The 19,167-nt window shown below is 71.6% G+C and carries 18 protein-coding genes and 1 pseudogene; 5 read left to right on the top strand and 14 right to left on the bottom strand.

Going from position 1 to position 19,167, the window contains the following annotated elements; genetic code table 11:
- Positions 1–7: 7 nt before the first annotated feature.
- The 8 genes from uvrC to QSK37_RS49640 all read right to left on the bottom strand — a co-directional run bounded on the left by uvrC (position 8) and on the right by QSK37_RS49640 (position 9,485).
- Positions 8–1,945, bottom strand: coding sequence for an excinuclease ABC subunit UvrC (uvrC, locus tag QSK37_RS49675; protein WP_285636607.1), 1,938 nt, complete (start codon positions 1,943–1,945; stop codon positions 8–10).
- 10 nt (positions 1,946–1,955) lie between these two features.
- On the bottom strand, positions 1,956–2,384 hold the full coding sequence (locus QSK37_RS49670) for a mycothiol transferase (protein WP_349498057.1): 429 nt from the start codon (positions 2,382–2,384) through the stop codon (positions 1,956–1,958).
- 37 nt (positions 2,385–2,421) lie between these two features.
- Positions 2,422–2,892, bottom strand: a complete 471-nt coding sequence (locus QSK37_RS49665) for a hypothetical protein (RefSeq protein WP_285636605.1) — start codon at positions 2,890–2,892, stop codon at positions 2,422–2,424.
- Positions 2,889–3,386, bottom strand: a complete 498-nt coding sequence (locus QSK37_RS49660) for an RNA polymerase sigma factor (protein WP_285636602.1) — start codon at positions 3,384–3,386, stop codon at positions 2,889–2,891. The genes QSK37_RS49665 and QSK37_RS49660 overlap by 4 nt, the downstream gene beginning before the upstream one ends.
- A complete protein-coding gene (locus QSK37_RS49655) occupies positions 3,376–4,743 on the bottom strand; it encodes an alpha/beta fold hydrolase (protein ID WP_285636599.1) in 1,368 nt (455 codons plus the stop codon). The genes QSK37_RS49660 and QSK37_RS49655 overlap by 11 nt, the downstream gene beginning before the upstream one ends.
- A 353-nt stretch (positions 4,744–5,096) precedes the next feature.
- A complete protein-coding gene (locus QSK37_RS49650) occupies positions 5,097–5,558 on the bottom strand; it encodes a Rieske (2Fe-2S) protein (RefSeq protein WP_285636596.1) in 462 nt (153 codons plus the stop codon).
- A 116-nt stretch (positions 5,559–5,674) separates the two neighbouring features.
- Entirely contained in the window at positions 5,675–8,512 is a 2,838-nt protein-coding gene (gene uvrA, locus QSK37_RS49645; RefSeq protein WP_285636594.1) for an excinuclease ABC subunit UvrA, read from the bottom strand.
- A 154-nt stretch (positions 8,513–8,666) separates the two neighbouring features.
- Positions 8,667–9,485: an MBL fold metallo-hydrolase gene (locus tag QSK37_RS49640; protein WP_285636591.1), complete on the bottom strand. Its 819-nt coding sequence runs from the start codon at positions 9,483–9,485 to the stop codon at positions 8,667–8,669.
- A gap of 120 nt (positions 9,486–9,605) precedes the next feature.
- Between QSK37_RS49640 and QSK37_RS49635 the strand changes: the two genes are divergently transcribed.
- Positions 9,606–10,259, top strand: a complete 654-nt coding sequence (locus QSK37_RS49635; protein WP_285636589.1) for an MBL fold metallo-hydrolase — start codon at positions 9,606–9,608, stop codon at positions 10,257–10,259.
- A 170-nt stretch (positions 10,260–10,429) separates the two neighbouring features.
- Positions 10,430–10,885: a MarR family winged helix-turn-helix transcriptional regulator gene (locus QSK37_RS49630; protein WP_285584068.1), complete on the top strand. Its 456-nt coding sequence runs from the start codon at positions 10,430–10,432 to the stop codon at positions 10,883–10,885.
- Here the strand turns inward: QSK37_RS49630 and QSK37_RS49625 are convergent.
- Positions 10,876–11,469, bottom strand: coding sequence for a TetR/AcrR family transcriptional regulator (locus QSK37_RS49625; RefSeq protein ID WP_285636587.1), 594 nt, complete (start codon positions 11,467–11,469; stop codon positions 10,876–10,878). The two genes, QSK37_RS49630 and QSK37_RS49625, sit on opposite strands and share 10 nt — an antisense overlap.
- Before the next feature lie 61 nt (positions 11,470–11,530).
- Here QSK37_RS49625 and QSK37_RS49620 point away from each other — a divergent pair, with 61 nt between their 5' ends.
- On the top strand, positions 11,531–12,811 hold the full coding sequence (locus QSK37_RS49620; RefSeq protein WP_285636585.1) for an alpha-amylase family glycosyl hydrolase: 1,281 nt from the start codon (positions 11,531–11,533) through the stop codon (positions 12,809–12,811).
- Between the two features lie 37 nt (positions 12,812–12,848).
- On the opposite strand, the pseudogene QSK37_RS49615 reads toward QSK37_RS49620, so the two are convergent.
- Positions 12,849–13,679: pseudogene (locus QSK37_RS49615) on the bottom strand (DMT family transporter); the annotation flags it as partial.
- Positions 13,680–13,744: 65 nt separating this feature from the next.
- Here QSK37_RS49615 and QSK37_RS49610 point away from each other — a divergent pair.
- The gene (locus tag QSK37_RS49610; RefSeq protein ID WP_285636582.1) at positions 13,745–14,341 is read left to right on the top strand and encodes a TetR/AcrR family transcriptional regulator; all 597 of its coding nucleotides are present in this window, start codon (positions 13,745–13,747) and stop codon (positions 14,339–14,341) included.
- Here QSK37_RS49610 and QSK37_RS49605 read toward each other — a convergent pair.
- Complete coding sequence (locus QSK37_RS49605; RefSeq protein WP_285636579.1) at positions 14,338–14,814, bottom strand: hypothetical protein; 477 nt, start codon at positions 14,812–14,814, stop codon at positions 14,338–14,340. The two genes, QSK37_RS49610 and QSK37_RS49605, sit on opposite strands and share 4 nt — an antisense overlap.
- 138 nt (positions 14,815–14,952) lie before the next feature.
- Here QSK37_RS49605 and QSK37_RS49600 point away from each other — a divergent pair, with 138 nt between their 5' ends.
- Positions 14,953–15,276 (top strand): hypothetical protein, encoded by a 324-nt coding sequence (locus QSK37_RS49600; protein WP_285636576.1) that lies wholly within the window; start codon positions 14,953–14,955, stop codon positions 15,274–15,276.
- Here the strand turns inward: QSK37_RS49600 and QSK37_RS49595 are convergent.
- The 3 genes from QSK37_RS49595 to murJ form a co-directional block, all read right to left on the bottom strand.
- Positions 15,239–16,240: a TerC/Alx family metal homeostasis membrane protein gene (locus QSK37_RS49595; RefSeq protein WP_285636573.1), complete on the bottom strand. Its 1,002-nt coding sequence runs from the start codon at positions 16,238–16,240 to the stop codon at positions 15,239–15,241. The two genes, QSK37_RS49600 and QSK37_RS49595, sit on opposite strands and share 38 nt — an antisense overlap.
- A gap of 188 nt (positions 16,241–16,428) precedes the next feature.
- Positions 16,429–17,547, bottom strand: a complete 1,119-nt coding sequence (locus QSK37_RS49590) for a glycosyltransferase family 4 protein (RefSeq protein ID WP_285584184.1) — start codon at positions 17,545–17,547, stop codon at positions 16,429–16,431.
- Positions 17,548–17,552: 5 nt separating this feature from the next.
- Positions 17,553–19,157, bottom strand: a complete 1,605-nt coding sequence (murJ, locus tag QSK37_RS49585) for a murein biosynthesis integral membrane protein MurJ (protein WP_285584061.1) — start codon at positions 19,155–19,157, stop codon at positions 17,553–17,555.
- Positions 19,158–19,167: the final 10 nt, after the last annotated feature.

The raw sequence follows: 19,167 nt of genomic DNA, 5'->3' as shown, positions 1-19,167 counted from the left end.
CTGTGTCTCATGTGCCTGTTCCCCCGTCCTGCGCGTGCAGTGCCGCCACAATGCTCTCAGCGGTACGGCGTCCGATGCCCGGAACCTCGGCGATCTGCTCGGGTCCGGCCTCCTTGAGCATCTTCACCGACCCGAAGTGCTTGATCAGGGCGGTGCGCCGGCTCGGCCCCAGACCCGGCACGGCGTCGAGCTCACTCACGATCATGCCCTTGGAACGCTTGGTGCGGTGGAACCGGATGGCGAAGTCGTGAGCCTCGTCACGCGCCCGCTGCAGGAGGTACATGCCCTCGCTGTTGCGCGGCAGGATGACCGGGTCCTCCTCGCCGGGCAGCCAGACCTCCTCCAGCCGCTTCGCGATGCCGCACAGGCTGACGTCGTCGATGCCCAGCTCGTCCAGGGCCCGCTGGGCGGCGGCCACCTGCGGCGGCCCGCCGTCGACGACGACGAGGTTGGGCGGGTAGGCGAACTTGCGCGGCCTTCCGGTCTCCGGGTCGATCGGGCCGCCCTCCTCAGGCTCGCCGAGGACGTCGAGCTCGCCGGTGCGTTCGGTCTCCTCCAGGTAGCGCCGGAACCGGCGGGTGATCACCTCGTTGATCGAGCGGACGTCGTCCTGGCCCTCGACGGTCTTGATGGAGAACCGCCGGTATTCGCTCTTGCGGGGCAGGCCGTCCTCGAAGACCACCATCGAGGCGACGACGTGGGTGCCCTGGAGGTTGGACACGTCGAAGCACTCGATGCGCAGCGGCGCCTGCTCGAGCTCGAGGGCGTCCTGGATCTCCTGGAGCCCCCTGCTGCGGCTGGTCAGGTCGGCCGCCCGGCGCGTCTTGTGCTGCTTGAACGCCTCCTTGGCGTTGCGCTCGACGGTCTCCAGGAGTGTCTTCTTGTCGCCCCGGCGCGGCACGCGCAGGTCGACCCGGCCGCCCCGGTGCTCGGCGAGGAGCTCGACCACGGCCTCCTGCTCGGGCGGCAGCGCCGGCACGAGGATCTCGCGCGGCACCGCATCGCCGGCGACGTCGCCGTACATCTGGAGGACGAACTGCTCGACCAGGTCGCCGGTGGAGATGTCCTCGACCTTGTCGACGACCCAGCCGCGCTGCCCGCGGATGCGCCCGCCCCGGACGTAGAACACCTGCACGGCGGCCTCGAGCTGGTCGTCGGCCAGCGCGATGACGTCGCAGTCGGTGTTGTCGCCGAGGACCACCGACTGCTTTTCCAGGGCGCGCTGCAGGGCGCGGATGTCGTCGCGCAGGCGCGCCGCGCGCTCGTACTCCTGCTCCCCCGCCGCGGCGCGCATGTCCTTCTCCAGCGCCCTGATGAACCGCGCGGTGTCGCCGGCCATGAAGTCGCAGAAGTCCTCGGCGATCTCGCGGTGCGCCTCCTCGGTGACGCGGCCGACGCAGGGGGCCGAGCACTTGCCGATGTCGCCGAGCAGGCAGGGCCGGCCCATCTGCCGCTGCCGCCGGAACACCCCGGCCGAGCAGGTGCGGACCGGGAAGACCCGCAGCAGCAGGTCGACGGTCTCCCGGATCGCCCACGCGTGGGAGTACGGGCCGAAGTAGCGGACGCCCTTCTTCTTCGCGCCGCGCATCACCTGCACCCGCGGGACGTCCTCGTTCATCGTCACCGCGAGGTAGGGGTAGGACTTGTCGTCGCGGTACTTGACGTTGAAGCGCGGGTCGAACTCCTTGATCCAGGAGTACTCCAGCTGCAGGGCCTCGACCTCGGTGCCGACCACGGTCCACTCGACCCCGGCCGCGGTCTGCAGCATCGTCTGGGTGCGCGGGTGCAGCCCGGCGAAGTCCGCGAAGTAGGAGTTGAGCCGGGCACGCAGGTTCTTCGCCTTGCCCACGTAGATGACCCTGCCGCCCGTGTCACGGAAGCGGTACACCCCGGGCGATTCGGGGATGGTGCCAGGCGCGGGCCGGTACGTCGCCGGATCTGCCACGTCCGTCAGCCTAGTGCCGTGCGGGGGCGGCGGAGGCCGCGTCGGCCGGTCCGGTCCCGGTCGGTACGGCCCCTGCCGCCGTGATCGTCGTCATCCCAGTATCCCGCGGCGCCGTCGACCCGCTCGCGCAGGAGGTCGGCGTGGCCGTTGTGCCGGGCGCGGAGACCGGCAGGTCCTCGTCGGCGAGCTGGATGGCGAACCGCCACCGCTCGACCGCGGTCAGATGCCGGAGCAGCCCGTGCGGGCTGAGCCCGGACGGCGGCACGCCCTTGTCCGACAGGCGCGCCGCCGGGACACCGGCGCACTTGAGCGCGAACGTCCGGCGGTGCCGGTCGAGAAACGCCGTGAGCGTCTCCCGCTCCCCCGCCGTCGCCGGCGGCGCGGCGCGGGTGTCCGCACTCCGTGCCGGCGCGTAGTCGGCCTCGGGAACATCGGTCATGGCCCGAGCATGCCGGTCGCCACCGACAAACCGGCGCTCAGCCGCCCGTGCCCGCGGCCAGCGCGGTGAGCCGGTCGAGGGCGCGGTCGGCCGCGCGGCGGACGCCGAGCGGCACGAGCGCGGCCCGGCCGGGAACCCGGACTCCCCCGGTGAGCGCGACCCTGGTGCCGCCGCCCGGCTCCGGCGCGGCGGCGACGCCGATGAGGAGGAACCGGCTCTGCAGCCAGCACCAGCCGGGCCGCAGGGTCCCGTCGAACCGGGCTCGCATGCCGAACCGGCTGCGGGCCCGCGCCTCCAGCCGGTCGCCGTCCGTGCGGATCACGCGGATCCGGCGCATGTCCGGCTCGATGCGACCGAAGGTGCCCTCCAGGTCGGCCAGTAGCGCCCAGACCTCGGCGAACGGTTCGTCGAGCACGCGTTCGGTCACGTGCGCGCCGGGGATGCCGGCGGCCAGGGCGCGAAGACGGCGTACCGGGTCCAGGTCGGCGGTCGGCCAGCGTACGGTCATGACGTCCACGCCTTTCGGAAGCTGTCGCGTGCTCGGTGCAGCCGGGATTTGACGGTGCCCGCGGGGATGGCCAGGACCTCGGCGGCGGCGTGCTCGTCGAGCCCCTCGACGTCGCGGAGCGTCAGGACGGCTCGGTGTTCGGGTGACAGCCGGGTCAGCACGTCGCGGATGTCCGCCGCCAGCTGCGGGTCTCCCGGCTCCGGCACCTCGGTGAGCTCGGCCGGGTCCGAGCGGGAGCCGCGGCGGGCGACCCGGATGGCTTCGTGTACCGCGATCCGGCGGGCCCAGGCGAAGAGAGCCGCCGGTTCCCTCAGCCCGCGCAGGGCCCGGAAGATCGCGATGAGGGCCTCCTGGGTGGCGTCGTCCCCGTCGGAGAGGGCGATGGGCGCGCAGATCCGCCCGACGTACGGGGTGAGCCGGTCCAGCAGCGCGTTCATCGCCAATGTGTCGCCGCTCTGCGCGGCACGCACCAGGCGCGCGTCGTCATCGGACACCGAGGAAGTCTTCCATGAGGCCCGTGACCTGGTCGGGGCAGTCCAGCGTCAGAGCGTGACCGCAGTCACCCAGCACCGACACCCGCGCGTTCGGCAGCAGCCGGCCGAACGTGGCGGCCTGCGCGACGGGCAGGACGGTGTCCTTCGCTCCCCAGACGACGAGGGTCGGCTGGAGGGTGCGCCGGAGGCCGTTCTGCGTCGTCCGCCAGTCCAGACCGCGTTCGAGCAGGTACTCCGAACGGAGGTTGTCCCGCAGCGTCCCGGGCGCCCACATCGCGTCGATGACCGGGCCCGTGACGCGTTCCCGATGGACGAACAGATCCCGTACTCCGGCGGCCACGGCGGCGCGGCTGCCGAAGCCGGCCTTGGTGGCGAGTTCCCCGACGACGAGAGGCTTGAGGAGTTCCCAGCTCCACACGTCGGGCCGGGCCAGGCCGGAGGGGGCGAGCAGGATGAGCCGGCTGACCCGCTGCGGGTGGCGCTGGGCGTACGCCAGGGCCCACCCTCCGCTCCAGGAGTCGCCGCCCAGGACCGCGCTCCGCACGCTCACGGCGTCCAGGAACGTGTCGACGGCCGAGACCATCGAGGGCAGGTCGAAGCGGAACCCGTGGTCGTGCAGTTCGGTGAAGCCCTGGCCGGGCAGGTCCACGGCGTAGACGGTGTGGGTCCGCGCGAGCGTGGTCAGCTGCGGCCGCCAGGCGAATGTCGAGGCGGCTCCGGGCGAGAGGAGCACGATCGCGGGGCCCTGTCCTTCACGCAGGTAGTGGAACCGCGCGACGGGCGTGTCCACGAACCGAGAGCCCGCCTCGGGCCGGTATCCGCGCTGCTGCACGGGGGTGTAGCCGTACGCGCCGTACAGGGCCACCGCCGTGACGAGCAGCGGCAGGACCGTGCAGGGCAGCCAGGAGCGGCCCTTCGCGTCGTACCGGACGACCGTGACCGCGGCGAGGCCCAGACCCAGGCACGCCGGCGTGTACGCGCACAGGTTGAGCCAGTAGAACGCGGTGCCGGTGCGCACTCCGATGCCGCACGCCCAGACCAGACCGGCCAGGGCCCGGATCAGCAGGCCGGCGGCCACGGCCACGGTGCCGGCCTGCGGCAGCCACCCGAGACGGTGCCGGCGGCCGAGCGTGACCCGGCCGTGGACCAGTAGCGCGGCGCCGAACAGCGCCGCGGCCAGCGGCAGCAGGATCTGGGGGGTGAACGGCACGGGAAAGCCGAGCACCGCGAAGGACAGCGTGCGGGAGTCCGCCGCCGGCCAGGTCAGGCCCGTCGACCAGTACAGGTGGGCCAGCCCGTCGACGGCGAGCACCGCGGCGATCAGTGTCCCGGCGCGGCGAATCGAATGTTCGGTCACAGTGCTTCCTCAATGAGGTGGATTCGTCACCCATGAGGAGGAGGCCCACGATCGGAACGTTCCGTATGGCGTAGGTCACACCGATGATGAAGACGAGTCGCGCGCCGGCGGAGCAGGTACGCGGCCGTCGCCGAGCACGACGAGTCGGTCGGCCGCGCCCCGAGCGCCACGCGCCGCATCGGCCGATGGCCGCCGCCACGGCGCTACGAGCGCCGGACCCGCGGCGGCGTCGACGCTCTCAGCGGCCGGCGCGATAAGCGACGCGTCACGTCGATCGGCCACTGCGTGGAAGCCTCGGTCAGGCCTGGGCGTCGCGGTCGCCGGTCGGAGCCGTGACCGCGACGCCTCGGACGTCAGCCGAGCTTCAGCTCGCCGTTCTGGACGGTGACGTTCTTGGACGGGAGCGGCTTGTCGGCGGGGCCCTTGGCGACCGACCCGTCGGTCACGTTGAAGGCGCTGCCGTGGCACGGGCAGTTGATCTTCCCGTCCGAGACGGAGCCCACGGGACAGCCGCGGTGGGTGCAGATGGCGCTGAAGGCCTTGAACTCGCCCTGCTTGGGCTGGGTCACGACGACCTTCTCGTCCTTGAAGATCTTTCCGCCGCCGACCGGGATGTCGGCGGCCTTGCCCAGGCTGCCGCCTCCGCTCTGACCCCCGCCGTTCTGACTCCCGGTGCCCTGGGAGGCGTCGGCCGACGAGTCGTCCTTCGAGCCTCCGCAGGCGGTCAGCGTGCCGGCGAGGCCGACGAGGCCGACCCCCACCAGCATCCCCCGGCGGGTGGACTCCGGTCCGGGCGTGGACGGTTCGAACGGCATAAGACTCCTCCTTGGTTTCGGGGACGTTCCCCCTTGGCACGGAGGAATCGACGGTTCGGTTCAAGGTGGTGCGGAACTTTCTCTTCCGCACCACGAGCACCAGGCGACGACTCCGGTCAGCCGAGGATCTTGGCGAGGAACTGGCCGGTGTGGCTCTCCTCCACCTTCGCGATGTCCTCCGGCGTCCCCGTGGCGACGACGGTGCCGCCGCGGGAGCCGCCCTCCGGACCCATGTCGATGATCCAGTCGGCGGTCTTGATGACGTCGAGGTTGTGCTCGATCACGATGACCGTGTTGCCCCCGTCGACGAGGCGGCCGAGCACGCCGAGGAGCTTGCGGATGTCCTCGAAGTGCAGGCCGGTCGTCGGCTCGTCGAGCACGTAGATGGTACGCCCGGTCGAACGTCGTTGCAGCTCGGACGCCAGTTTCACCCGCTGCGCCTCACCGCCGGACAGGGTCGGCGCGGGCTGGCCGAGCCGGACGTAGCCGAGGCCGACGTCGTTGAGGGTCTGCAGGTGCCGCCGGATCGCCGGGATCGCCTCGAAGAACTCCAGGCCCTCCTCGATCGGCATGTCGAGCACCTCGGCGATGGTCTTGCCCTTGTAGTGCACGTCGAGGGTCTCGCGGTTGTAGCGCGCCCCGTGGCACACCTCACACGGCACGTAGACGTCCGGCAGGAACTGCATCTCGATCTTGATGGTGCCGTCGCCGGAGCAGGCCTCGCACCGGCCGCCCTTGACGTTGAAGGAGAACCGGCCGGGCTGGTAGCCGCGGACCTTCGCCTCGGCGGTCGCGGCGAACAGCTTGCGCACGTGGTCGAACACGCCGGTGTAGGTGGCGGGGTTGGAGCGCGGCGTGCGGCCGATCGGCGACTGGTCGACGTGGACGACCTTGTCGACCTGGTCGATCCCGTTGATGCGCTTGTGCCGGCCCGGGACGCTGCGGGCGCCGTGCAGCTGCTTGGCGAGCGAGAGGTAGAGGATGTCGTTGACCAGCGTCGACTTGCCGGATCCCGACACGCCGGTGACCGCGGTGAACACGCCGAGCGGGAACGCCACGTCGACGCCGCGCAGGTTGTGCTCGCGCGCGCCCTTGACGACCAGCTCACGGCTCCGCTGCCGCTTGCGCCGGGTGGCCGGCACCGGGATCTCGGTGCGGCCCGAGAGGTAGGCGCCGGTCATCGAGCTCTCGGAGGCGAGCAGCTCCTCGACCGTGCCGGACACGACGACCTGGCCGCCGTGCTCGCCCGCGCCCGGGCCGATGTCGACGACCCAGTCGGCGGCCTTGATGGTGTCCTCGTCGTGCTCCACGACGATGAGCGTGTTGCCGATGTCGCGCAGCCGGATCAGGGTCTCCAGCAGACGGTGGTTGTCGCGCTGGTGCAGCCCGATGGACGGCTCGTCGAGGACGTACAGGACGCCGACGAGGCCCGAGCCGATCTGGGTGGCGAGCCGGATGCGCTGCGCCTCGCCGCCGGCGAGGGTGGCCGACGCGCGGTCGAGGGTGAGGTAGTCGAGGCCGACGTCGAGCAGGAAGCCCAGCCGTGCGTTGATCTCCTTGAGGACCCGCTCGGCGATGTGCTTCTCACGGTCGTTGAGCTCCATCGACAGCAGGAACTTGGCGCACTCGCCGATCGGCATCGCGGCCACGTCGGCGATGGACCTGTCGTTGACCGTGACGCTCAGCACGACCGGCTTGAGGCGGCGGCCCTGGCACGACGGGCACGGGATCTCCCGCATGTAGCCCTCGAACCGCTCGCGGCTGGAGTCGCTCTCGGCCTCGGAGTGGCGGCGCTGGACGTAGGGGATCACGCCCTCGTACGTCGTGTAGTAGGAGCGCCGCCGGCCGTAGCGGTTGCGGTAGCTCACGTGGACCTGGGTGTCGTGGCCCTTGAGGATGGCCTTGCGCGCGGCGGCCGGGAGACGCTCCCACGGCGTGTCCAGGTCGAAGCCCAGCGCCTCGCCCAGCGCGGTGAGCAGCCGGAGGAAGTAGTCGCTCACGTGCCCGCCGGACCACGGCGAGATGGCGCCCTCGCCGAGGGTCTTCTCCACGTCGGGCACGATCAGCTCGGGGTCGACCTCCATGCGGGTGCCCAGGCCGGTGCAGTCGGGGCAGGCGCCGTACGGGGAGTTGAACGAGAAGGACCGGGGCTCGAGCTCGTCGAAGGACAGGTCGTCGTAGGGGCAGTAGAGGTGCTCGGAGTACATCCGCTCGCGGCGCTCGTCGTCCTCCGGCAGGTCGACGAAGTCGAGGATGACCGTGCCGCCGGTCAGCCCGAGCGCGGTCTCGACCGAGTCGGCCAGGCGCCGTCGCGAGCTGTCCTTGACGCTCAGCCGGTCGACGATCACCTCGATGTCGTGCTTTTCGTACTTCTTGAGCTTCGGCGCCTCGTCGAGGCGTACGGTCGCGCCGTCGACCCGGGCACGGGAGAAGCCCTTGGTCTGCATCTCGCGGAACAGCTCGACGTATTCGCCCTTGCGCCCGCGCACGACCGGCGCGAGCACCTGGAAACGCGTGCCCTCCTCGAACTCCATCAGCCGGTCGACGATCTGCTGCGGCGTCTGCTTGCTGATCGCGCGGCCGCAGACGGGGCAGTGCGGGTGCCCGATGCGCGCCCACAGCAGGCGCAGGTAGTCATAGACCTCGGTGATGGTGCCCACGGTCGACCGCGGGTTCTTCGAGGTGGACTTCTGGTCGATCGACACCGCCGGCGACAGGCCCTCGATGAAGTCGACGTCCGGTTTGTCCATCTGGCCGAGGAACTGCCGCGCGTACGCCGACAGCGACTCGACATAACGCCGTTGGCCCTCGGCGAAGATCGTGTCGAACGCCAGGCTGGACTTTCCGGATCCGGAGAGCCCGGTGAAGACGATCAACGCGTCACGCGGCAGATCGAGCGAGACGTCCTTCAAATTGTGTTCACGTGCTCCGCGCACGATGAGACGGTCGGCCACGGCGTATTCGCAATCCCCTTGAGAGCCTGGACGAGACAGGTCAGCTTCAGGCTAACGAGTGGGTGCGACGGTTTCTTCCAGACGACCTCATCCACCCCGCTCGTCGCAGCTGAACCGTACACGTGTTCGAATGAGCGTCGCCACCGGAACACGCCTACTCGGGACCGTCGTCCAGGGCGTGCTCCAGGTACCGCTCCGCCGACCGGCGTACCGCCTCGACGCCGTCCGCGCGGACGATCCGCCGCCACCACGCCCCGTACACGCGCTCGAACGGGTAGGGCTCCAGCAGCCGCAGCGCGCGCCGGATGACGCGCGGGCGCTCGGGGATGTGGTTGGGATAGCTGTACATGAAGCTGACGTAGCGCCGGTCCTGGACGACGGTGAGGATGTCGCCGGACAGCAGCGCGCCGCGCCCCTCCTCGCCGTCACGCCAGTGCAGCACCTGGCCTCCGGCAAAGTGCACCCCGGCGTTGACCAGCGTGAGCCCGTCGCCGAGTGAGTGCGTCTCCCCCGACCAGAAGACCACCGAGTCGTCGGGCCGGGCCACCCATTCGCGGTCGGCCTCGTGGATGTAGACCGGCGCGTCGAACGCGTGCGCCCACTCGATCATCGAGCCGTAGAAGTGGGGATGGCTGATCGCGATGGCCGAGACCCCGCCCAGCTCGCGCACCCGGGCGACCATGTCGTCGTCGATGTAGGTGATCATGTCCCACAGGACGTTGCCCGACGGCGCGCGGACCAGCAGGGCACGTTGCCCGATCGCGGTCGGCGGTGTGGCGCCGACACCGACGATGCCCGGCCCCTCCTCCTCGATCCGCCCGCGGTGCCCGGCCTCGCGCAGTTCCGCCAGGGTCGTCCACCGCTGACCGTCCCAGCCCACGTACTGCCGCTCGTCCTCACAGATCGGGCAGTCGGCGCGCGGCGCGCCGTACTGCGCCCCGCAGGTGCGGCAGATGGGGAGATCGTCTCGCATACGGGCAGCGTAACCGCCGACGTCCCGGGCGACGTGGACCCTCCGCGGTCCCCACCGTGACAGGATGGAACGAGAGCCGAAAGGAAGCCGCAAGGCGCCCGCGCCCGATCGGAGGACAGCGTGACCTACACAGGCGACGTCAAGGTCGGTGGGCCCCCCGACGTGCGAGAGCTCCCCGCCTTGACGATCACCAAGCTGGCCGTCGGACCGTACGAGAACAACGCCTATCTGCTGCGCTGCACGGCGACGGGCGAACAGGTCCTCATCGACGCCGCGGCCGAGCCGGACCGGCTGTTCGAGATCATCGGCGACGGGCCGCTCTCCCACGTCGTCACCACGCACCGCCACCAGGACCACTGGGGCGCCCTCACCGCCGTGATCGACGCGACCCACGCGCGGCTGGTCGCCCACCCCGACGACGCCGAGGCCCTGCCGCTGCCGGTCACCGAGCCGGTCGAGCACGGCGGCACGGTACGGGTCGGGCAGGTCACGCTGTCGGTCCTCCACCTGCGCGGGCACACGCCCGGCTCGATCGCGCTGCGTTACGACGACGGCGACACGCCCCACCTGTTCACCGGCGACAGCCTGTTCCCCGGCGGCCCCGGCAACACCTGGGGCGACGCGAAGCTGTTCAGCCGGCTCATGGACGACCTGGAGGAACGCGTGTTCGGCGAGCTGCCGGACGAGACGTGGATCTACCCCGGGCACGGCAAGGACACGAGCCTCGGCCGGGAGCGCCCGCACCTCGCGGAGTGGCGCGAGCGCGGCTGGTGAGCGCCGGCCGGACGGCGTCGTCCGGCCGTCCGGAACGTTCCCGTCCGCGGATCGCCGGTCCGCACTGCTGCGAGCCAGGTGTCCATGCAGCAAGATTGGGGAATGGGCATGCTCATCAGTACGCCCGGGACGCACGATCGTGAGGCGGCGGGTAAAGAAAGATGACCGGCGTGACCAACCAGGCACCCGATGCGGAAGACCTGACGAACGTCGAGCTCGCAGCGAGGCTGCGGATGACTCTCGGGCGGCTCAACCGCCGCGTGCGCCAGCACGGCCCGCAGGCCCTGTCCTCGAGCCAGGCGTCCACGCTGGCGAGCGTCGAGGCGCTCGGCCCCGTACGCCTCGGTGACCTGGCCGCGCACGAAGGTGTCACCGCGCCGACACAGAGCCGGCTGGTCGGCTCGCTCGAACAGCAGGGGCTGCTGCGGCGCATGCCCGACACCGAGGACCGGCGCGCCACCCTGCTGGCCATCACGGCGCAGGGCCGCCGTCAGCTCGAACAGCTGCGCGGCGAACGCTCGGCGTTCCTCGTCGGTCAGATCTCCACGCTGACGTCCGAGCAGCGCGCGGCCCTGGTGGCGGCGCTGGACGCTCTGGAGGCCCTCGCGGAGTGCCCCTACGACTGACCGAGCGCGCCCCGTAGCGCGCCGACCACCTGAGCGACGAGGGGCTCGCGTTCGGCCGGCGGGCAGCCCCGCTCCACCCAGCTGAGGCAGGCGGCGTCGAGGAAGCCCAGGTAGCCATGGAGCGCGTGGTCGAGCGCCGGGTCGGCCGGCAGCGTGAGCAGGTCGCGCAGCAGCGCCAGGTACATCTCCCGGGTCCGGCGGCGCAGCTCGGCCGCCTCGGGCACGTCACCGGCCGGCGACCGCAGTGGCGCGGCCCAGCCGACCGGCGCCTCGCCGACGAAGTCGAGGTAGACGCGCACGCTGACGGCCAGCCGGTCGTACGGGGCGGCCGCGGGGACGTCGGCGGCGCGCTGGCGCCGCAGCAGCTCGTCGACCGCGGCGCGCACGACCTCGCGGTAGAGGCCGCTCTTGCTGCCGAAGTAGCGGTGGACGAGCGCCTCGGAGGCGTCGGCCGCGGCCGCCACCCGCGCGACGGAGACCTGGTCGTACGGTTCTGCGGCGAACGCGCCCGCCGCGGCGCGCAGGATGTCGGCGCGCCGGGTCTCCACGTCGAGACGCCGCCGGGGGCGCCGGTCCTTGCGCACACGACCTCCCTTACTGAGCTACCCTCAACAGTACTACTGAGTCTCCCTCAAAAGGACCTCGATGACCTCGTGGATCGACCACACGATCTGGTGGCACGTCTATCCGCTCGGCTTCACCGGCGCACTGGAGGCCGGGCCGGGACACCGGCTGGACCGGCTGGATGCCTGGCTGGACTACGCCGTCGAGCTGGGCTGCAACGGCCTGGCGCTGGGCCCGGTCTTCGCCTCGGAGACCCACGGCTATGACACCGTCGACCACCTGCGCCTGGACCCGCGGCTGGGGGACGAAGCCGACTTCGACCGCCTCGTGGCGGCGGCGCGCCGCCGCGGGGTGCGGATCCTGCTCGACGGCGTGTTCAACCACGTCGGCCGCGGTTTCCCCCGCTTCGCCGCGGCGCTGCGGGAGGGCCCGGACTCCCCGGACGCCCGGTGGTTCCGCCCGCGCGGGGACGACTACGACTGCTTCGAGGGTCACCGCTCGCTCGTCGCCCTCAACCACGACGAGCCGGCCGTCGCCGAGTACGTCGCGACGGTCATGCGGCACTGGCTCGACCGCGGCGCGGACGGCTGGCGTCTCGACGCGGCCTACGCCGTGCCGCCGGAGTTCTGGCGGGCGGTGCTCCCGCAGGTCCGCGCCACGCATCCGGACGCCTGGTTCGCCGGTGAGATGATTCACGGCGACTACGCGGGCTACGTCGCCGGCTCCGGGCTGGACTCGGTCACCCAGTACGAGCTGTGGAAGGCGATCTGGAGCTCGCTCAACGACCGCAACCTGTTCGAGCTGGCCTGGGCGCTGGAGCGCCACGACGGGTTCACCGAGGCGTTCACGCCGTTCACGTTCGTCGGCAACCATGACGTGACGCGGATCGCGACCCGCCTGGAGGAGCCCCGCCACCTGGCGCACGCCCTGGTCGTGCTGTTCACCGTCGCCGGTGTGCCGGCCGTCTACTACGGCGACGAGCAGGCGTTCCACGGCCAGAAGGAGGACCGGGCGGGCGGTGACGACGCCGTGCGGCCCGCCTTCCCCGGTTCGCCGGCCGCACTCGCCTCCTGGGGCCGGCCCACCTACCGGCTGCACCAGCGGCTCATCGGCCTGCGCCGGCGTCACCCGTGGCTGGTGCGGGCCCGCACGAGCGTCGAGCACCTCACCAACGAGGCGGCCGCGCTGCGCAGCCGTCCCGCCGATGGCGGGCCGGGCATCACCGTCCTGCTGAACGCCGGTGCGGAGCCGTACCGGTTCCCGATCTCGCTGGAGGGCCTGCGCGTCCTGGACTCCGCCGAGGAGAAGGAGCCGGACGATCCCGCGCGGGTGCCCGCGTACGGGTGGGCGATCCTGGGTTAGACCCGTCTCCCCCGGCCCCCATCCGGACGATCACCACCGCCGCGAGTCCGATGACCAGGCCGAAGACGGTCTGGGGGCCGAACGGTTCACCGAACATGAGCGCTCCCCAGACCGCCGTGACGGGAGCCATGAGGAACATCAGCGTGTTCACCTTGGTGATCCCCGACCGCCGCAGGATCACCCAGTACAGCCCGTAGCCGCCGAATGTGGACAGGGCCACGAGCCAGGTGATCGCGAGCCAGAACGGAGGGTCGGCCGGCGGCCGCGCGACCCCGGCGCTCAGGGCGAGTGCCGTGAAGATGACGGCACTGGTGAGGCAGTGCGCGGTCATCGCCACCACGGGCGTGACCCGCGTGCGGGAGCGGCCGTCGAGGAACGTGGCCGCGACCAGCGAGAGCATGCCGAGGAACGGGATGAGATAGGCCCACCAGGTCACCCCGGCGGCGGCCGCGGCGTCGGCCCGGGTGACGATGACGACGCCGCCCATCCCCAGGCACAGGCCGAGCCACTGCCGGCGCGAGACGTACTGGTGCAGGAGCGGCCCGGCGAACGCTCCGGCGACGAGGGGCTGCACCCCGTCGATGAGGGCGGTGGTGCCGCTGGAGACGCCGAGCTGGATCGCGTAGTAGACGGTGAGCAGGTAGCCGCTCTGCGACAGGACGCCGACCAGCACCTGCCGGGCGACGTCCCGGAGCACGAGGCCACGCCACCACGTCCGGGCGACGGCGATGACGATCAGGATGACCGCCAGCGGCAGGAACCGCCACATCAGGACGGTGACGGCGGACGCGCTCCCGGCACCGAGCCGGGCTCCGATGAACCCGGAACTCCAACAGAGCACGAAGGCCGCCGAGAGGAGAAAGTCCACGCCACACCCTTCGCTATACAGATCGGTATACCTCGCTCACTATACAGATCTGTATACTCACGGGCATGGGCACCACGGAGCTCCGGCGGATCACGATGACGCCTGCCGCACTGCGCGTCCGGGAGGCCGCGGCGCGACTGTTCTACGAGCGCGGCATCCACGCCGTCGGCGTCGACCTGATCGCCGCCGAGGCGGGGGTGACGAAGAAGACCCTGTACGACCGGTTCGGCTCCAAGGAGCAGATCGTCGTGGAGTACCTCGTGGATCGCGACGAACGCTGGCGGGCCTTCCTCGCCCGGCATCTCGACGCCGCACCGCCGGAACCGCCGGCGCGCGTCCTGGCCGTGTTCGACGCCTCACACGCGTGGTCGCGTGCGAACGGTTCCAAGGGGTGCAGCATGGTCAACGCCCATGCCGAGATCAGCGACGCGTCCCATCCCGCGTATCCGGTCATCATCGGGCAGAAGAAGTGGATGCTCGCCCTGTTCACACGCCTCGCCGGGGAGATCGCCCCGGACGAGGCCGACCGGCTCGGCCGGACGCTCATGCTGCTGAACGAGGGAGCGCTCGTCGCCTACGGCCTGAACGTCTTCCCGGACCCCTTCGGCCATGCCCGTGAGCAGGCCCGGGTCCTCCTCACCACGGCCGGAGACCGCCCCTAGGACCTGGTGAACGTCTGGTTCGTGCCGGCGAACAGCAGCCTGTCCCGGGACAGCAGCCGGACCTGCCAGTACGAGCCGCCGTGCCCGTCGGTGTCGGTCAGGTCGAAGGTCTTCGCGTCGCGCGGCGTGGCCTTCCCGGTCCACAGCTTCTGGCCGAAGGCCACCCACTCGCCGCTGCCGTCGGTGTGGAAGCGGAAGTAGGTGTTCTTGACGTTGCGCGTCCAGGTGCCGGTCAGCGAGCGGAGCCAGGCCCTGGCCTGCCGGGCCGGGACCGTGGGCGTGGCGCCGGGCGAGTCGACGCTTCCCGGCAACGTCGAGACGGGGACGGGCGTGACCGGGTGCGTGGCCACCGGGCGGGGCGACCGGCTTCCGCTCTGGGCGTTGACGACGGCGGTGAACACCAGCACGCCGACGGCGGCGAGCGCCGTCCCGGCCGCGGCGGCCCTCGTCACCGCGGGCGCGAACGTGCGCATTCCCACCTCCGTACCGACGACTCCTGCGGCTCACCGTACAAGGTCCACCGGGCACCGTCGGACGTCCTCCTCAGGTCTCAGCGCCAGATCACCCGAGCGATGGAGGCGCGCGCCGCGAGCGGGGCGTACAAAGGGGGGATGAGCACCTCCGAACTGCCGCGCGACGACCTGGCGGCCTCTCTCGCCGCGCGGCGCGAGCTGGGGCCCGACTACGACGCGGCGTTCGCCGACGCGATCGCCGCGCGGATCGAGCAGTCCGCCGCGGTGCGTCACTCGGCCGCCGTAGCGGACGAGAGGGCCGAGCGCGCGGTGGCGCTCACCGTGCTGTGCGTCACCCTCGGCGTCTCCATCCCCACCTCGGCCATTGCCGCGGGCTATGCCGGGCTGTCCGGCCTCGTCGTGGTGTGGGCGGCGCTGGTGGCGATCAACGTGGCGTTCGCCCTGCGTCGCCGACCCCGGTAGGCACCGGCTCTCCGGCCTCGCGCGCCGCGTCGTGGCGCGCCTTGAGCAGGCTCACCACCGTGGTGATGAGCATCGCCACGCCGATCACGACCAGCGAGAGCCAGATCGGCACCTGCGGCACCTGCTCGAACCCCGTCGCGTGCAGCGCCTCGAGGATGAGCTTGACGCCGATGAAGGCGAGGATGAACGACAGCCCCTTGCTCAGGTAGATGAGCCGGTCGAGCAGGCCGCCCAGCAGGAAGTAGAGCTGCCGCAGGCCCATCAGGGCGAAGGCGTTCGCGGTGAACACCAGGTAGGACTGCTTGGTCAAGCCGAAGATCGCCGGGATGGAGTCGAGCGCGAACAGCAGGTCGGTCGAGCCGATCGCGACCATGACGATGAGCATGGGGGTGACGAGCCGTCGCCCCTGGACGCGGACGGTCAGCCGGTCGCGGTAGTACTCCCCGGTGGCCGGGATGACGCGTTGCACCCAGCGCAGCAGGACGTTCTCCTTGAACTCCTCGTCACCGCCGCCGCGCAGCAGGCCCAGCGCGGTCCAGATGAGGAACAGGCCGAACACGTAGAACAGCCACTCGAAGCGCGCGAGCGCGGCACCGCCGACGAGGATGAACGCGCCCCGCATGAACAGCGCGATCAGAATGCCGACGAGCAGCACCTTGTGCTGGTTGACGCGTGGCACGGCGAACCGCGCCATGATGACGTAGAAGATGAAGAGGTTGTCGACGCTCAGGCTGTATTCGGTCAGATATCCCGCGTAGAACTGCGCGGTGTACTGCCCGCCGGCCACGAACAGCAGACAGATTCCGAAGGCCACGGCGAGCACGACGTAGAACGTCACCCATGCGCCGGCCTGCCGGAGGCTGAACTCCTTGGGCTGCCCACGGTCGACGATCCACAGATCGACCAGAATGACGGCGAGGATGCCGACCAGAGTGAGGGTCCAGCCCAAAATCGTGACATTCACGAGACAGCATCCTCCGGCGGCAGACAAAAGCCCCGGAGGTCTCTCCCGTCCGCGCTCATGGGCACGAACCGACAGTACCGGGCCGCATGCGACTCCAGCCGTGGTGACGACACTGCCGCGAAAGGGATACTCCCCTCCTGCGCCTCGACTATATCCAACACCGCAGGTGTCCCGAACAGTGTGCCGCGTTAGGAAGTCATACCGGTCGCCCGAGCATAGACCTGAGTGAGCTGATCGATCGCGTCCTCTTCGGTGGGCAGCCGGAGCGCCTGGCGGGACGCGGACGACGCGAGCCGTTCGGCGAATTCCGGATTGTCCAGAATGCGCATTACGGCCGCCTCCAGCGCCGCCTCGTCGCCGGACGGGACCAGGACCGCCGCCTCGCCGACCATGGCGGGGACGCCGCCGACCCGGGTGGCGACCAGGGGTCGTCCGGCCCGCAGCACCTCCTGGACGATGAGCGGCTGCCCCTCCCAGACGCTGGGCACCACGGCGACGTCGGCGGCGGCGAGCAGCTCGGGCACGTCGGATCGGCGTCCGAGCAGCCGCACGGGCAGGGTCTCGGCCTCGATCCGCGCCCGCAGCGGCGCCTCCAGCGGCCCGTCTCCGGCGATCGCCACGAGCGGCGCGGGCGTCTGCCGGGCCCACCCGGCGGACGCGTCGAGCAGCGTGGGCAGACCCTTCTGCTCGGCGAGCCGTGCCACGACCGCGATCAGTGGACGCTCGACGGCGCCGAGTTCGGCGCGGAGCTTGGCCTGCGCCGCGGCGTCCTCCGAACGGCGGCGCGGCGGGGCCGGCACCAGCGCCCGGCCGACCGACTCCGCGCCGAGGGAACGCATCCGCTCTTCGAGGTCCGGCGAGACGGCGAGGACCTCGGCGGCGCCGCGGGCCACGATGCGCTCGAGCGTGGCGTACGCGGCGCCGATCACGCCGCCCGCGATGACGGCGTTGTGAAGAGTGACGACCAGCGGCGGGGTCGCCGTCCGCAACCCCGCGGGGACCGCGCGGGCGAGCGCGAGGGCGGCGAGTCCACCGGCGCGCAGGCCGTGGGCGTGCACGACGTCCGCGCCACGGGTCAGCCCGCGGATGCGGGCGACGGCGCGCGCGTCGGCGGCCGGATGCGGCCGATCGGCGATCTCCACCGCGACGAACCGCGCGCCGGCCGCGGCGAAGCCGAACAGTTTCTCGGTCGAGGCCGGGCCGAGCACGACGACGCGGGCGCCACGGGCGGTGAGCCCGGCCACCACCGAGCGCACGTGACCGCCCACTCCCCCAGCGCTCGTCGCCAGCACGATGGCGACCTTCAAACCGCTCAACGCATCCTCCGCCCGATCACGGCCTTGAGATCCCGGCCGTCCAACGTGTAAGTGACCAGCGCGAACACCGCGCAGGCCGTGAGCCCGGCGGCGATGGCCGCGCCGATGCTCGTGAGCTGTCCGCTCGCGTCGATCGCCACCGCCACCGCGTAACCGGCGACGCCGCCCGCGACCGCTCCCGTGACGCCCGCCGCCGTCGCCCGTCCGAGGCCGGCGAGCACGCCCCGCCCGCGGACCCGTACGAGCGCGGCGAGCAGCAACGCGCCGGCCACGGTCATCCCGGCGGTGTTGCCGAGCGCCAGCCCGGCGACCGTCCAGTCGCGCGGCAGCGTGAACACCAGCGCGAGGTCGGCGACGATCACGACCAGCCAGCCGGCGACCGTCGCACCGGCCGAGTCGCGGCCCCGGTGGCAGGCGAACAGCACCCGGCCCAGATGCGCGACGAAGCCGTAACCGAGGAGACCGGGCGCGAACGCCAGGACCGCGCGCGAGAGCACGGCGGGAACCGCGTCATGGTCGAGGAAGGTCGCCACCGGCACCGCGACCGCGGCCAGACCGGCGGCCCCCACACAGGAGACGAGCACGATCGCCCGGGTGGTCGACGCGGTGATCCGGTCGAACTCCTCCGTCTCGCCCGCGCTGACGCGCGCCGACAGCATCGGAAAGGCACTGGTGGCGACCGGCACCGCGAGCACCGCCCAGGGCAGCAGGAACAGCGCCCAGGCGTACTGGTAGTCGGCCAGCGCGCCGACGGTGCCGTGTCCGCTCAGCACCACGACGGCGACCGCGGACAGCTGCTGGGCCGCGACCGTGGCCAGACCGGCGATGGCCAGCCGGCGTACCCGCACGGCCGTGCCGTCCGGGAACCGCAGCGTGGGCCGGAATCGCAGCCGGAGGCGCACGGCGGCGACGCCCGCGGTGACGACCAGGACCACCACCCCGGCGGTCGTGCCGAGCGAGAGCATCAGCTCGGCCGAGCGCGGCAGGGTCGACAGGTCCTGCTGGTGGCCCCGGCCGAGCGGCACGTACGCGAGGTAGGCGCCCATGACGACGAGGCTCGACACGAGCGGCGCCAGGGCGGGCGCGGCGAACCGGCGGTGCGCCTGGAGCACGCCGTACAGCACGACGGTGAAGCCGTACAGCATGATCTGCGGCGCGAAGACGGCGAGCATGTGGGTGCCGACGGTCACGACTCCCGCGCGGGAGCACTGGTCGAGGTTCCCCCGTACGAGGGCGCCCATGATCGGGTGCGCGAGCAGCACGCCGATGGCGGACAGCGGGACCAGCGCGACCGCCGTCCACGTGAGCAGCGCCGAGGTGGTGCGGCTGACGTGCTCCCGGTCGCCGCGTTCGGCCGCTCCGGCCAGGACGGGGACGACCATGCCGGCCAGCGCGCCGCCCGCGACGATCTCGAAGGCGATGTTCGGGACCTGGTTGGCGGTGTAGTACGCCTGGCCGAGGCACGACGTCTTCACCGTCTGGGAGAACACGACGATGCGTCCGAACCCGGCGATGCGGGCGAGGATGGTGATGACGCCGATGAGAACGGCGGCCCCGGCGAGCCCCTGACCGGCGCGGCCGGCCGTGGACTCCTCCGTCACGTCCGAAGCC

Source organism: Actinoallomurus iriomotensis (assembly GCF_030269445.1).
Classification (GTDB): Bacteria; Actinomycetota; Actinomycetes; order Streptosporangiales; family Streptosporangiaceae; genus Actinoallomurus; species Actinoallomurus iriomotensis.
The sequence above is the reverse complement of the archived record's forward strand: the minus strand, read 5'-3'. Positions and strand labels throughout refer to the sequence as shown.